11 protein-coding genes are annotated in these 14862 nt (G+C 65.8%); 5 read left to right on the top strand and 6 right to left on the bottom strand.

Going from position 1 to position 14862, the window contains the following annotated elements:
- Positions 1–217: 217 nt before the first annotated feature.
- Positions 218–1720, top strand: coding sequence for a right-handed parallel beta-helix repeat-containing protein (locus NGM07_RS05165; RefSeq protein WP_253517959.1), 1503 nt, complete (start codon positions 218–220; stop codon positions 1718–1720).
- A gap of 43 nt (positions 1721–1763) precedes the next feature.
- Here NGM07_RS05165 and NGM07_RS05160 read toward each other — a convergent pair whose 3' ends face one another.
- From NGM07_RS05160 to NGM07_RS05140, 5 genes are all read right to left on the bottom strand, one after another.
- A complete protein-coding gene (locus tag NGM07_RS05160; protein ID WP_253517957.1) occupies positions 1764–2159 on the bottom strand; it encodes a secondary thiamine-phosphate synthase enzyme YjbQ in 396 nt (131 codons plus the stop codon).
- 515 nt (positions 2160–2674) lie between these two features.
- Positions 2675–4669, bottom strand: coding sequence for a SpoVR family protein (locus tag NGM07_RS05155; protein WP_253517955.1), 1995 nt, complete (start codon positions 4667–4669; stop codon positions 2675–2677).
- 1 nt (position 4670) lies between these two features.
- The gene (locus NGM07_RS05150) at positions 4671–5981 is read right to left on the bottom strand and encodes a YeaH/YhbH family protein (RefSeq protein ID WP_253517954.1); all 1311 of its coding nucleotides are present in this window, start codon (positions 5979–5981) and stop codon (positions 4671–4673) included.
- Positions 5982–6057: 76 nt separating this feature from the next.
- Entirely contained in the window at positions 6058–8352 is a 2295-nt protein-coding gene (locus NGM07_RS05145; protein ID WP_253517952.1) for a PrkA family serine protein kinase, read from the bottom strand.
- 2 nt (positions 8353–8354) lie between these two features.
- Entirely contained in the window at positions 8355–10418 is a 2064-nt protein-coding gene (locus NGM07_RS05140) for a PrkA family serine protein kinase (protein ID WP_253517950.1), read from the bottom strand.
- Between the two features lie 682 nt (positions 10419–11100).
- Here NGM07_RS05140 and NGM07_RS05135 point away from each other — a divergent pair.
- The 4 genes from NGM07_RS05135 to NGM07_RS05120 all read left to right on the top strand — a co-directional run bounded on the left by NGM07_RS05135 (position 11101) and on the right by NGM07_RS05120 (position 14459).
- A complete protein-coding gene (locus NGM07_RS05135) occupies positions 11101–11571 on the top strand; it encodes a DUF5820 family protein (protein WP_368410231.1) in 471 nt (156 codons plus the stop codon).
- Between the two features lie 25 nt (positions 11572–11596).
- Positions 11597–12046, top strand: coding sequence for a UPF0179 family protein (locus NGM07_RS05130; protein WP_253517948.1), 450 nt, complete (start codon positions 11597–11599; stop codon positions 12044–12046).
- A gap of 544 nt (positions 12047–12590) precedes the next feature.
- Positions 12591–13316, top strand: coding sequence for a ribosome assembly factor SBDS (locus NGM07_RS05125; RefSeq protein ID WP_253517945.1), 726 nt, complete (start codon positions 12591–12593; stop codon positions 13314–13316).
- A 99-nt stretch (positions 13317–13415) separates the two neighbouring features.
- Positions 13416–14459 carry a DUF7972 family membrane protein gene (locus NGM07_RS05120; protein ID WP_253517943.1) on the top strand — a complete coding sequence of 348 codons (1044 nt, stop codon included), beginning with the start codon at positions 13416–13418 and terminating at the stop codon, positions 14457–14459.
- A gap of 49 nt (positions 14460–14508) precedes the next feature.
- Here NGM07_RS05120 and gvpM read toward each other — a convergent pair whose 3' ends face one another.
- Complete coding sequence (gene gvpM / locus NGM07_RS05115) at positions 14509–14847, bottom strand: gas vesicle protein GvpM (protein ID WP_253517940.1); 339 nt, start codon at positions 14845–14847, stop codon at positions 14509–14511.
- Between the last annotated feature and the right edge of the window lie 15 nt (positions 14848–14862).

The following is a 14862-nucleotide window of genomic DNA, read 5'->3' as shown; positions in this document are numbered from 1 at the left end:
TGTATGTAAAACGACCGGAGCGGTACGGAAATCGCTCGACGGAGCGTCCCCGCCGCCGAGGGTGCGAGCACGACGAAGCGATTCCGACGAACCGTCGGAAGTACGCCCGGCTAAGCTACCGTTTCTCAACGTTGGACTTGTGATAATGTATAACCGCAGTAATCCGACGGTCAGAATCAGAGTCTATTTAAGCTATCTCTATAGCATTGAAACCGGCATGGCACGCGACGAATCGGCACGCGACATCGACGAACCGTCCACCCTCGACCGACGCGGCTACCTCCGACTCGCCGGTGCGGCCGCGGCGTCGGTCACGGCGCTCGGCGCTGGCGTCACCGCGAACGCCCGAGCCGCCCCCGTCAGCGCCAACTGGCAGGTCGAGAACCGCTACATCGAAACCGGCTCGAACCAACTCGGCATCGGGTGCGCCGTCACGGACCCGAACGGCCAGGGCGTCATCGAGCACGTCTACATCAAGTCGACCGCGAGCAGCGACAAGCCCGCCATCTGGGTCGACCCGAACCGCCACGTCGGTCACCTCACCATCAAGAACGTCCACATCGAGGGTCACGCCGACAACGCCATCTACGCCGAGAACGCCGAACCCCACGGGTCCGGCGGGACCGTCACCGTCGAGGACTGCTACCTCCACGACAACACCCGGGGGAACCTCCGGGTCAACGGCGGAACCGAGGTCCGGAACACCCACATCCACAACACGGGGAACAACTTCCCCTCGCACGGGTACGTCAGCGCGGGCTACTACTCCTACTACGCCGGCAACGGCGAGATCACGATGCGTCACTGCCAGATAGCGATGGACGGCTCGAACACGCAGAACGGCAGCAGCGCGCTCGCGCTCATGACGCGGGGTTCGACGAGCGCGCACGGCGACTACGGCTCGGACATCCCGACGGTCAACGTCTACAACTCCCAGGTGAAAGGCGACGTCGAAGCCCACGACGGCAACATCAAGATCCACAACTCGGGGTCGAACCCCAAGATCGACCCGCCGAAGGGCGTGCCGATGACCGCCCAGGAAGCGGAGAACGGCACCTCCAGCGCCACCGGTCCGACGTGGAGCCAAGTGAGCGGCGGAAGCGGCGGTTCCGACTCCGGCGCCGAGTCCGAAACCCAGACGGAGACCGAGTCCGGTTCGGACGACTCCTCGACCGGAAGCGACTCGCAGGGGACCGTCCTCGAACTGGTCGCTTCGGCGAACGCGTCGGGCCAGCGCTACGAGTTCACGGTCGACGGGAGCGTCGAGCGGCGCACGTCGGCGGGCGACGTGTCGGCCGAGTCCGGCGACAAGTTCGCGAAGAACGGCGACGGCACCGTCACCGTCTCGGGCGTAGCGGGCAACGGCTACGGCGACTCGTTCCTCGTCGACGGTGCCATCACCGCGATGGACCTCGACGAGAGCAAGTGGACGCTTCGTTACGGTGGGAGCGAAGTCGCCGTCTCGGACGTCGTCCTCCCCAACACGCTGGTCATCGACGGCAGCGGCTCACCCCGGAAGGCGAGCACCTACGAGTTCGCGGTGAGCGGCCGGGCGGCGAAGAACGTGGCGCTCGGGTCGGTCAACGCCTACGACCGGGTTGGCGACGGCAAGATCACCGGCCGGGTCTTCGGGGGCAAGGACGCCTTCCGGTACTCCGGCGACATCACCGGCTTTACGCTCGACGGTCCGGCGACGGTCCGCGTCGAGGAGAGCGAGTAAGCGATTCGACTGCGGTCGCTCTGTCATCCCTGCTCGGCCGCACTCACTCGGTCACGACCACGTCGACGTTCCGGGTCCGCGGGCCGTCGCACTCGACGAACAGCACGCGCTGCCACGTTCCGAGCGCGAGGTCGCCGTTCCGGACGGGAACGCTCACCGACTCGCCGAGCACGGTCGCCCGGAGGTGGGCGTCGGCGTTGTCGTCGATGCGGTCGTGGCGGTAGTCGCCGTCGCTCGGTGCGAGTCCCTCGACGTGGGCCTCGATGTCTTCGAGGAGGCCCGACTCGGCCTCTTGGACGACGACTCCGGCGGTGGTGTGTCGGACGAAGACGGTACAGAGCCCTTCGGAGATGTTCGCTGAACTGTTTTCGAGTTCGTCGGCGACCCGCTCCGTCACGTCGACGACCTGAGTTCGGTCGGTCGTTTCGACTTCCAACATGGGATAGCGTGCGTTGCGAGTTCGTGTAAGTGAAAGGGATTCCAGTGTCGTGGAATACGGTTAGAGTCTGTCGTGCGATTTTACGACTTCTCGACGGAACGGAGGCGCTAGCTACCTCCGACACAAATGAGAACCGCGCCGCCACCGCAAACCACACGCCTCCCCAGCCGATTCGCTCACTCACTGGCGTTCGTTCGCTCATCCCTCGCGCGGGTTGGTCGCGGCACAGGGCCGCGACCGCACGCGCCACGCCGAACGTGTGAACGGCGATACTCACCTTGGGTCACGGCGCGCGCTGGCGCGAGCTCCGTCTCGCGCCGTCTCCGTGCGAAGGATGAGGACCGGAGGCCGTCAGGCCGAAGACCGCAGTCGGCTGGGGAGGCGGGTGGCTGCGGTGCAGTACCCGTTCACGACGGCAGCAGCTAGCTTCTCCGCTTTTCGTCCTGCCGTAACGCCCGACGCCACACAGAAACGTTTCCGCGCGACCGCCAAGAAAACCGAAAATTCCGAAGAAATCAGGCCAGCCAGTCGTCGGGTTTGGTGTCGTAGTCCACCTCGGTCGCCGCGATGTCCTCGACCTCCGACCACTCCAGGTCCTCCATGGTGAACTCCTCGCCGTCGTAGCGGAGCAGTTTGCCCTGCTCTTCCGGTTCAGGTTCCTTGTCGCGCCGCCGGGCGATCTCGGCGTCGCGGTCGTCGACCTCCTTCACGATGGTCTTCAGGTTCACCGGGCGACCCCAGAGGTCGAACACCCGCTCGAGGGTGCGCTTGGCCTGCTGGATGTCGAGCATGACGCCGTTGTAGTGGTGGCCCAGAAGCAGTTCGTTGCGGTTGTTGTAGTTGCCGTCGTACACCGCGATGGTGGGCTTGCCGAAGTTGGTGAACTGCAGCATCAGCTTCTTCTTCACGTCCTCGTAGTCCGTGCTGGAGACTCGGTAGTCGCCGGTGGTCTGGCTGAACTCGTAGGTGAAGTACTGATTGTCGGTGACGAACTCCTGTGTGAGGAAGCTGTCGAGGAACGTCACGTCGTTGTGACTCTCCCGGACCTCGCGCATCTTCTCCCAGCCGGCGGTGTAGTCGACGTCGGCCAGCGCCTCCTCGACGGAGGCGTACCGCGTGTCGTCCATGATGTACCGGGCGTACTGTTCGAGGTCGGTCTGCGTGATCGAGCGCAGGAACCCGCGGTTCTGGGGTTTACACAGCGAGAAGTGGCGCTCGGCCAGCCCCTCGTAGGTCAGCACCTTCCAGGGGTACTTCTCGACGTCGACCTCGCCCTCTTTGGCCCGCCGGAGTGCCTCCGCGTCGACCTTTTCGGGTTCGCGCTCGGCGAACGCTTCGAGCCGGTCCAGGGTGTCGGGCCGGACGCTGTCGAGCGCCGGGTCGGGCGCCAGTAGCTCCTGGACCCGGTCAAAGTCGACGGTGTCGTGGAAGTTGCGCCACGAGACGCCCTCGACCCGAAGCAGTTTCCGGACGACCTCCCGGCGGTTCTCGGTGTTCTCGAGGTACTCCCACAGCTCCTTGCCGAGCTGGTAGGGGTTGAGTCCGGGCGAGTTGAGCACCCGGGCCTGGTGGTCGGCGTACTGGACGAACTCGTCGTCGCCCGCGAACGACTCCTCGCCCATCATCATCGACTCCCAGTAGGCCGCCCAGCCCTCGTTCATCACCTTCGTGACCTTCTGGGCCGCGAAGTAGTACGACTCGGCCCGGAGCATCTCCAGGACCTCCTTCTGCCACTCGGCCATCTCGACGGCCTTGCCCGACTCGTCGTCGAAGGCCTTGCCGTGGTCGCGCAGGAACGCCAGCACGTCCATCTCGGGCTCCTCGAGGTCGGTCGCGGCCTCCTCCTGGGCGTCGAGCCACTCCTCGTCGAACACCTGGCGCTTCACCTCGTCGCTCAGGTCCATCTCCTCCAGTTTCTCGGCGAGTTCGGGGTCTGGTTCGTCGTCGTCGCCGACGTCGCGCTCGTACTGGCGCTTGAACGGCTCGTGCTGGTCGATGTTGTCTTCCAGACAGAGCACGCTGTCTATCCACTGCTCGACCGCCTCGCGGTCGACCTCCGGGTCGGCCATGTAGTCGGTGATGCGGCCGGCGTGGCGTTCGAGCATCGCGGCGGCGTCGAGTTCGTCGGCGAACATCCCGTACCACTCGTTCTTCGCGAAGAAGTCGGCGTGAGCCTCGACGTGGGTGATGACCGCCTTCTGGTCGGCCACACTGTTGGACTCCTGGAGGAACGCGTGGGAGGGGTCGTCGTTGATGACGATCTCGAACGCCTTCCCGCCGGTGTACTGGCCCTGCTTCTGCTGGCGGTCGTACTGCATCCCCCACCGCCAGTGGGGGTAACGCTCCTGGAACCCGTTGTAGGCGATGAGCTCGTTCATCTCGTCGTAGTCGACGACCCAGTAGTTGACGTCGTAGGGTTCGAGGCCGAGCTTCTCGGCCAGCAGGTTGGCCTCTTCGACCGGTTCGTGGAGCTGTTCGGCGGCTTTGCGGGTGTGTGGTCGGTGGTCCATGCTATTCGGCCTCCGTGCTGAGTATCTCGTAGATGGCGTCTGTCACGTCCTCGGGACCGTTGACGTAGCTGACCGCCACCTCGTTCGAGTCGCCGAAGTGCTCTTCGACCTCCTCGGCGTGGGTCGCGTTGATGGCCTTCCCGTCGGGCTGAGTCTCCACGTAGGCGTGGAGGTTCGCGGGAATCTCCTCCATCAGCGGGACGACGTTCTCACTCGTGTCGTTGCGGGAGTTCTCGCTGTCGCCCGCGGCGAACACGTAGCGGTTCCAGTCGGTCCACGGGTAGCGCTCTTCGAGGACCGCCTTGGCGAGTTCGTACGCCGAGGAGATCTTGGTCCCGCCGCCCGACCGGATGCCGAAGAACTCCTCGCGCTCGACCTCCCAAGCCTCGGCGTCGTGGGCGATGTAGACGAACTCGGCGTGGTCGTACTTGCCCGTCAGGTACCAGTCGAGCGGCGTGAACGTCCGCTCGACCAGTTCGCGCTTCTTCTCGCGCATCGACCCGGAGACGTCGCGGATGTTGACGACCACGACGTTCTTCTCGCGCTCCTCGATGATCTCGGGGTAGCGGTAGCGCTCGTCCTCCCGCCGGAAGGGGACGTGGCGGATGCCCTCCTCCTTTATCTTCTGGGCGGCGCTCCGGTGGCGGGTGTTCTCCTTCATCTCCTCGAGGCTCGACCACTTTGTGCGCTCGCCGGCGGGAATCGCGTCGTACTGCTCGTCGAGCCAGTGCTTCGAGACGTTGATGTTGTTCTCGCGGGCCCACGCGAACGCCCTGTCGGGCCCCCAGCCGTCGATCTTCAGCGCCTCCTTCACGAAGTCGGGGTCGAAGTCCATCGCCAGCTTACGCTTCAACCCTTCCTTGAACATCCGCTCGAAGTCGAGCGTGCTGTTGGGGCCCGACCGGGTCATGTCGGTGAAGTCGCCCTCCTTCTCCTCGATGACCTCCTTGCCTTTGGGTTCGAGGTCGAGGCCGAGTTCGTCGTCGAGTTCCTGGGCGAACTCCTCGGGGTCCATCTCGTAGTAGTCGTGCTCGCCGCCCTCCTCGCCAGGTTCGTCGCTCTCGTCGCCGTCGTCGCCCGGCTGAGGCTGTGGCTGGCCCACGGGGTCGCCCACGTCGGGTTCGCCCTGGCCGATGCCACCCTTGTCGAGGCGGTCGTAGGCGAACTCCGGCAGGTCGACGATCTTGATCGGGATGTTGATCTCGTTCGGCAGGCTCTGGCCCAGGTCGCCGTACTGGATGAAGTCGGCGAGGTCCTGCCGCTTGGCCTCGCCCACCTCGCGGTAGCGTTCGAGGTCCTCTCTCAGTCCCATCTCGGTTCACCTCGCTCGACGCCGCGCGGACCGCCCGCGGGCGGTCCGCGCGGCCGTTCTCCGGGCATCGTTCCGTTCAGTCCCATTTGTAGCTCACCTGGCTCATGACGTGTTGGCTGGTCAGTTCGGCCGACGCCTCGGTGTAGCCGAACATCTCGACCATATTCGCTATCGTCTCCTCCTTGACGGCGTCCGTCTCGGTGTTGCTCGGCGGGTCCGACCACTGGTTGGGGTCGAAGTCCTCGTACACCCGGCGCACGTCGTCCCAGTCGTAACTCGCGAGTACCGTCTTGATGATGGGAATCTCCTTGGGGTCGATATCGCTGACCTCGAAGTCGTCGGTGCGGTTCTCCCAGGCGTGGCGGTTCAGCGCGGTGATGACCTTGTTGTGCCGGAACTCCTCGACCGCCGGCGCGGGTTCGTGGGCGTCACCGTAGCTCTCGGGCGAGAACCGCCCGAGGTGCTCGGTTTCGAACACCTTCATTTTGAGCGCGTCCGGTTCGATGCGCTCGCCCCGCTCGTTCTGGACCTCCTCGTCGGTCGCCCACGCGTAGACGTGCTCGATGTACTCCTCGACGGTTTCCTCGTCGACGCGCTTGTCGCGCATCATCGCGTCGAGGACGTCCTCCTCCTGGCGCTGGAAGACGTAGTTCTTCACCGGCACCAGCCGGTTCTCGTACTCGGTGCGCTCGGCCGTCGAGAAGACGGGCGCGCCCGAGAGCCCGCCCGCCATCGCGTTGAGGATGTCCCGGGGCATGATGACCGACTCGACGTCGTGTTCGGGGTGGGCGCGCTCGCTCTCCTCGTTCAGCAGGTCCGCGATGGTGTCGCGGGTGTAGGTGACCGGGATGCCCTGGTCGCCGTCGTCGCCGTCGTCGGAGAACTCGAAGTCCTCCTTGTCGAGGCGGTCGTCGCCGTCGAGCAGGTAGCCCCGGTCGAACAGCATCGCCTTGTCCACGAGGTCGAGGCCCGCGGGCACGTCGTCGCCGTCGAGTCGCGAGACGACGCTGTAGAGCGCCGCGGCCTCGACGGCGTGCGGCGCGACCTCGCGCTCGGCGACCCCGTCGCCGTCCTCGTCGTTGCGCACCCGCACCGTCAGCGGTTCGCGGATGAGCGCCTCCAGTTCGTCGTAGCTGTCGGCCTTCCAGACGTCGGTTTCGTTGGTCAGCTCCCGGCGGATGAGTTCCGCTTCGAGGCTCAGGTTGGTGAGGTACTTGAAGTGTCTGCGGTCGAGTCGCCGCTTGAGCGCCTTCAGCGGGTCCTGGCCGCCGGCCTCCGAGTGCTGGTTGAGTTGGGCTTCGAGGTCGGGGTTCGAGATGATGACCAACTGGGTGTCGATGTCCATCCCGATTCCCTTGTCGAGTTTCACCGTCTGCTCGTCGGGGACGTTCAGCAGTTTCTGGAGCAGGTCGGCGTGCTGGGCGGCGTCCTCGACGATGGTCAGCAGGCCGTTGCCCTGCGAGAGCACACCGTCGTAGCTGAACGCCTGGGGGTTCTTCCGCCCGCGCGAGTCGAGTTCCTGGAGCATCCCGCGCATCCACGACCCGACGAGTCGCTCCTTGGGCGGGCCGGCGTCCTCCGAGTGGAGGACGCCGATACCCTTCCCGATGTCCACGACGTAGTTCTTCACGCGCAGGTGCGTCGGGTCGGTGATGGCGCTGAACAGGTCGTCCTCGCCGTTGCGCCGGTACTGCTCTTCGAGGTAGTCGTAGGCCTCGCGGCTGAACGGGTCGAGTTTCCCCTCGACCCGGAGGTCGATGTGGTCGTCGGTTCCCTCGTTGAGTTCGGCCAGCAGGTCCTCGCGGACCGCCGGCGGGAACACCGTCAGCGGGTTGGCCTGGACGGGACTCGGGAACCAGTTCTCCTCGTCGGCGGCCGCGGGGTCCTCGCCGTAGGAGAGTCCCCGGGCGTCGGTCGCGGTGGCGATGTTCCACTCGACGGTGTACCGGCGTCCTTCCTCGGTCTTCGAGAACTCGCGGAGTCCGTTCACCAGACACCGCTTGAGTTCGGACTTGCCGGTCGCGGTCGGCCCGTCGAACCAGATTATCTTCTCGCCCTTGCCGCGCTCGGCGGCGATAGAGCGCAGGTCGTCGACGAACGCGTTGAGCACCTCGGTGTTGCCGAGGATGGCGTGTTCACCGTCGTTGGCGGGGTCGTCGAAGAAGCGGTAGCGCTCCTTCTCTTCGCCCTCCTCGACCACGGTGCGGGTGCCCATCGACTCGATGGCCGAAAGCAGGTACTTGCTGGCGTGGGAGGCGACGGTCGGGTTCTCGAACGCAGCCTCGACGTACTCCCCGAGGCTCATCGGCTCCTCGTACGTCTCCCGGAGTTCCCGGTCGGCCCGTTCGATGAAGTCGCGGCCGCTCGACACGGTCAGTCCTCCATCTCCGCGCGAGCGACCTCGGCTCCGGCGAACTCGAGCACCTCCTTGGCGCCATCGCGCGAGTAGCCCTGGTCCATCAGCGCGTCTATCCAGGCGTTCTGCTCGTCGTCGTCCATCTCGTTGGCCGACACCAGCGCCGAGAAGTTGATGTTGTGCTTCTTGTCCTCCCAGAGCTTGCGCTCGAGGGCGCGGCGCAGGCGCTCGTTGTCCTGCGGGTCGAACGGCGACCCCTCGCGGGCGCGACGGGAGACCCAGTTGCTCACTTCCTGGCGGAAGTCGTTCTTCCGGTCGCGCGGGATGTCGAGTTTCTCCTCGACCGCCCGGAGGAAGCTCTCGTCGGGTTCCTGTTCGCGGCCGGTGAGTTCGTCCTCGACGGTGTCGTCGTCGATGTACGCCATGACGTGGTCCATGTACTTCTCGCCCTGGCGCTGGATCTCCTCGATGTCGTAGGCCAGCGCGTGGCGGACGTCCTCGATGGCGCGGTCCTTGTACTCCTCGCGGACCATCTCGAGGTAGCGGTAGTACGTCTCGAAGTTCTCCTCGGGAATCGAGCCGTGGTTCTCGAGGTTCTCCTCGAAGTGGTTGAACACCGACAGCGGGCTGAGGAACCCGCGCTCGCGGTGGGTGGAGTTCATGATGGCCTCGGCGATCTCGTCGCCGATGAACCGGGCGGAGACGCCCTCCATGCCCTCGCCGATCTCGGCCTTCTCCTCGCCCTCCTCGCGGAGCTTCTTGGTGTCGATGTCGTCGACGTCCTCGGTTTCGCCGTTGTAGGCTTTGACCTTCTGCATCAGGTCGACCGTCTCGGTGTCCGGTTCCTCGATGCGGGTCAGCACGCCGAACAGGCCGGCCATCTCCAGGGTGTGGGGTTCGATGTGGATGTCGGGCACGTCGGCGTTGCCCATCATCTTCCGGTAGATGTCGGCTTCCTCCTCGTACTCGAGGACGTACGGGAAGTCGATGCGCTTGGTGCGGTCGTTGAACGCCTCCATCTTCTCGTCGCCCTTCTTGTCGCGGTACTCGGGCATGTTCGTCCGGCCGACGATGACCTGGTCGATGTCGATGCGGGGGTTGTTCTTCGGCTTGATGGTCTGTTCCTGGGTGGCGTGCAGGAAGTCGTAGAGGAACTCCCGCTGGAGCTTCAACAGCTCCTCGCCCGAGAAGATGCCGCGGTTGGCGTTACAGAACGCCCCCGAGTAGTCGAACGCACGCGGGTCGGACTCGCCGTAGATGGCGATTTTACTGTAGTTGACGTCGCCCGTCAACTCGGTTTCGTCCTGGTTCTTCTTGTCCTTGGGCTCGAACGTCTCGACGCACTGGCGCTTGTTCTCGTCGGCGGTGAGCCGGATGACCTCGACGTGGTTCTCCAGCACCTGCTGGAGGTCGTCGTCGTAGTACGCCAGCAGTTCGTCCATGTAGAACTCCGAGGCGGGGTCGAGCGCCTGCTCGTTCCGGATGGTGTAGGGCGCGTCGAGCACCTCGTTCAGGTCGTCGATGACCCGCTGTCGCTGTTCGAGCGGGAGGAGCACGAGCGGGTCCTGGTTCATCGGCGACCGGACCGTGTCGTCGGCGGGGTCCTGGTCGTGGATGACGTCGCAGAGGTTCGTCCACCGGAAGGTGTACATCCGGCCCTCCTCCCGGAGGGTGTAGTCCTCGAAGTACTTGCGAACCTGCCGGTCGAAGTCGGACTTACCGGAGCCGACCGGACCCAGCAGGAGTTTGATGCGCTTCTCGGGGCCGAGGCCGCGCGCGCCGGACTTGACCTTGTTGACGAATTCGTGCATCGCCCGGTGGATCTCGCGGCCGTAGAAGGTGTTCTCGCCGTCGTGGAGGGGGTCCTCCGAGGCGAGGCGGTACTCGACCATGCCGGCCTCCTCGTCGTACTCGGTGCCGTAGTAGTCGAACATGTCCGCGACGCGCTGGTGGGCGTTGCGCGCGACCTTCGGGTCGGCGTACACCTCCTCCAGGTACCAGTCGAAGGACTTGGTTTCGCGGAGGTCTTCTGGCATCGATTCCTGATACCGTTGGCTGAGTTCTTCCAGTGTTTCGCTCATTGTATCACGTGTTGTTTCGTTGGGGCAGGCGGGAGAGAACGCGGATGGCAGACCCGTCGGATCGAATCCGAGGGTCGGAGTATTCGGTGGACGGAAGCACACGACGCTCCGGCGGTCGACGCGGGGACCTGCCGCTCGTCGTCCGCGTCGTACAGACGCTGCCACTCCCCACTTCGGGACCGCTGTTCGGCCCTGCCCACCGGCAGGGCGCTCCGTTTCTGGCTTATCATGTGCGTGCCATCCCACACCCCGCTCGCGGCGACGTCACGGCGACGAACGACGGGACCAACCGAGGGCAAACGGGTGAATGGTGTACGTTACCTCGTACCGCGTGGGCCGCTACCACCGATACTATTTAATACATGGGATGAGTCGATATATAACTGTTGGCCCGATTCGCACGACTTATAGTATGATATTATTCTATTGAACCCCGGTTACTGCGACGAGTGATGGACGTCGCCGGTGCGCGCGTTTCGGTAGCACAGTTCAATGCACGAGCCATTTAAATAGGCGGTGGCCGTCGGCCCGAATCGACCGTCGCCGCCCGACCGCACAGCAGGTTCGTACCGCCGCCGGCGGATTCTGGCCGCGTCCGGACCGGTCGCGACCGGTCCGGACGCGGTCGACCCGGCGACCCTCGACCGGCAAACCCTTCCCGCGAACGCCCCAATCGGCGGGTATGACCGACGAGGAACTACCGGAGGGGTGGACCGTCTGGAACGACGAACCGGGCGGGCGACGAATCCTCGCCTACCGCCCCGACGTGTTCGACGCCGACCGTTACCCCGCGGCGTGCCTGCCGACGCTGTACGTCGCCGCGGGCGCGCCGAACCGACCGGTGGGCGAGGCCGAGATCGGCACGCCGGACGTCTGGCGCGTGGAGTTCTTCCTCGAACCCGAGGTCCAACTCACCGGCCCGCGGACCTACGACTCCCGGGAGGCGGCGGTGGAGGCGGCCCGCGAACTGGCCGCGTCGTTCGCGCGCGGTGAACTGGACTACCGCGGGGCCTACCAGGTGCCTCGGGACGCGTACCTCGACAGACTGGACGAACTGACCGGCCGCGGCGCGGGCGATGCGGGAAGCGACGTCGACGAAACCGACCGCGGCGACGGGAGCGTCGACGACGACCAGGCGGGGCGAGACGCTTAACCGACCGGCTTCCATAGAACCCCGCATGTCCACCATCACGCTCGTCGGAACCCGCCTCGCCGAAACGGGAGAGGAGTTCGTCTACCGCGGGGCCGCCTCGGCCTGTGACGGCTGTCCGTATCGCGACCAGTGTCTCAATCTCTCGGAGGGTGTGCGCTACCAAGTCTCGGACGTGCGCGAGGGCGCCCAGACCCTCGACTGTAACGTCCACGACGACGGAGTCACGGCAGTCGAGGTCGAACCGGTCGGGGCGAAGGCGAACGTCCCCGCGAAGAACGCCTACGCCGGGAGCAAGGCGAAACTCGACGGCCCGTGTCCCCACACCGAGTGCCCGAGCCACGGCCTCTGCGAACCCACCGGCGCGGAGTTCGACGAGGACTACCGGATCACCGAGATTCTGGGCGACCCGCCCCACGACCACTGCATGCTCGACCGGGACCTGACGATGGTCCAGTTCGCGCCGAAAGAGGAGTAACTCCTCCTCCACCTTTTTTCTTCGTCGGGTCGCTGACGCGCCTGCGGCGCGTCAGCCACCTCTCCTCGAAAAAATCTGGACCAAAAAAGGACACGCGACTGCGCCGAGACGCGGTGCGTCTCGGCGCAGTCGCATCTAATACTGCTGGTGCGATTTCCGCCCTTGCACTCGTGCGGGCGCTTCGCGCCCTGCGGACCGCCGTCGCAACCGCCAGCGCGCGCCAGACCGAAGTAGAGTATGCGCGAACCCGAACTCACACTCGCGTAGCTCCATCGACCTCGTGCGGTAGTACACCGTCTCCCGCCGTGAGCGAACGGAGTGAGCGAGCGGACGCGGCGCGGACCGACGCCCGGCCGGAGGCCGGGTGGAAGGAGTGGTTCGAGAGAGCGAAGCTCTCTCGTCATCCCGAAAATCTCCGATTTTCGGAGACACCGCGGTTTTGGTCCAGATTTTGCCAGCGAAGCGATGCGGCTTCGCCGCATCGCTGAGCGCAGCAAAAGGTGGGTGGATAACTTCTTTTAACTGGCGGGGATTAGCGTACCGTATGATACCACTCGAAGAGGCGGTGACCGCTCGTCTGGAGTCCCACGGCGAGCGATTCGAAGTGCTGGTCGACCCGGACGCGGCGCTCGCCATCAAGCGCGGGGAGTTCGAGGGCGACCTGACCGACGTCATCGCGGCCGAGGACGTGTTCGAGAACGCGAGTCGGGGCGACCGACCGGCCGAGACGGACTTGGAGGAGGTGTTCGGAACCACCGATCCGCTGGAGATCATCCCGGAGGTCATCGAACGCGGTGAGATCCAGATCACGGCCGAACAGCGCCGCGAGATGCAGGAACAGAAGCACAAGCAGTTGGTCAACCGCATCACGCGCAACGCGGTCAACCCCCAGATGGACAACGCGCCCCACCCGCCCGACCGCATCGAGTCGGCCCTGGAGGAGACCGACTTCCGCGTCGACCCGATGGAACCGGTCGAGCAACAGGTCGACGAGGCGCTCGAAGCGCTGCGGCCGGTCATCCCCATCCGGTTCGACGAGGTGACCATCGCGGTCCAGGTACCCGCCGACTACGCCGGGAGCGCCCAGGCGCGCATCCGGCAGTTCGGCGACCTCGAACGCGAGGAGTGGCAGAACGACGGGTCGTGGGTCGGCGTGCTCACCTTCCCCGCCGGGATGCAGAACGAGTTCTACGACCTCGTGAACGAACACACCAGCGGCGAGGCCGAGACGCAGATCATCAAGGACGAAGACGACCTCCAGACGCGCTGAGTCCCGCGCCGAACTCACAGTATTTCGACACTCCCGGCGAACGGGCCGACGGTCGATTCGCCCAGAACGCCTTTTCGAATCGTCAGTGTAGGCCACCGTATGGAAGCGGGGTCTCAGTCGAAGCCAAGCGGGTCGGACCGGCGCGACGACTCCCGGTCGATGAAGCCCGACGAGGCCGGCGTTCGCGGGCGCATCGCCGACTGGGTGTTGCTGGAAGGCAACCGCTTCGTCGTCGCGGGCGTCATCGCGGCCGGCGTCGCGGTCCTGATCTACGGCCTCGCGCTCGCCGGCGTCGTCACCCTCGGGCCGAGCAGCAACGTCCGGACGCTACTATCCAGCGGCGTCATCTCCGGACTGCTCACGCTCGTCACCGTCTCGCTGTCGATCAACCAGCTCCTGCTGTCGCGCGTGTTCGGCTCGCCGGACCAGCTATCCGACCGACTCGCCGGCACCGAGGATTTCCGGGGGCGGCTCTCGACCGCGGCCGACCGGCCGCTCTCCCAGAACGACCCGAAGGCGTTCCTGCTCGCGGTGGTGGAGGCGCTCCGGGACCACGGCGAGCGCCTCGCCAACCGGTTGGACGCCGACGCACCCGACGAACTCGCCGACCTCCCCGAGGAGTTGATCGCCTACGCCGACTCGGTGGCCGACGCCATCGAGAGCGGCGCGCGAGAGGGCGAGTCGAACACGATGGACGTGATGGCGTCCATCCTCGGGCCGGAGTACGCGTACGGGCTGACGAAGATTCCCCGGTTGCAGGAGGAGTACGCCGATCGGCTCTCCGACGAGGGCGGGGCGGTCGAACTGGAGGCCGCGCTCGAACTGCTCAAGGGTGTCTCCATCTTCCGGCAGTTCCTCAAGACCGTCGCCATCCAGCAGGACCTCGCCCGCCTCTCGCGACTCATCGCGTACTCGGGGGTGGCGGCGCTGGCGACCACGTTCGTCGCGACGCTGTTCTACAAGTCGAGTTCCGGCGCGGTGGTGAGTCCCGCGGTGTTGCGTCCCGCGGTCAGCCTCGCGCTCGGGATCATCGTCGTCCCGCTGGCGCTGCTGGTGTCGTACATCCTCCGGGTCGCCACCGTGTCGCGATACACCGTCTCGGTCGGGTCGTTCGTTCCGCCGGAGGAGCAGTTCGAGCGGTAACCGCGGGCCGGTCGCGCCGACCGGTGCCGGTCGGCGAAACCCCTCGGCGCTACTGCTCGTCGGTCGTCGGTCCGCGGCGACGCTCCCGACTCGCGCGCTCGCCCGAGCGGTCCAGGCCGGCCCGGTCGACCTTCTCGCTCGTTTCGGGGCGCTCGCCCGACTCGACGGTCTTCCCGTCGCCGCCTCGCGCACGCACGGTCCCGTCCCAGTCCTCGAAGAAGCCGTACTCGCGCATCGTCGCCATCCCGGCTATCGCCGCCCGGAGGTTCACTCCGACGAGCGGCACGTCGGCGACGGTTATCAGCACGTCCGCCTGCAACACCGCGCCCTCTTCGAGCAGCACGTCGAGGAGGTCCACGACGGCGTGGTCGTCCTTCGTGGGTTTCATCGTGCGTCTCCTCCG

This window comes from Halorussus vallis (assembly GCF_024138165.1).
GTDB lineage: Archaea > Halobacteriota > Halobacteria > Halobacteriales > Haladaptataceae > Halorussus > Halorussus vallis.
This window is presented reverse-complemented; position numbering and strand designations above follow the sequence as displayed.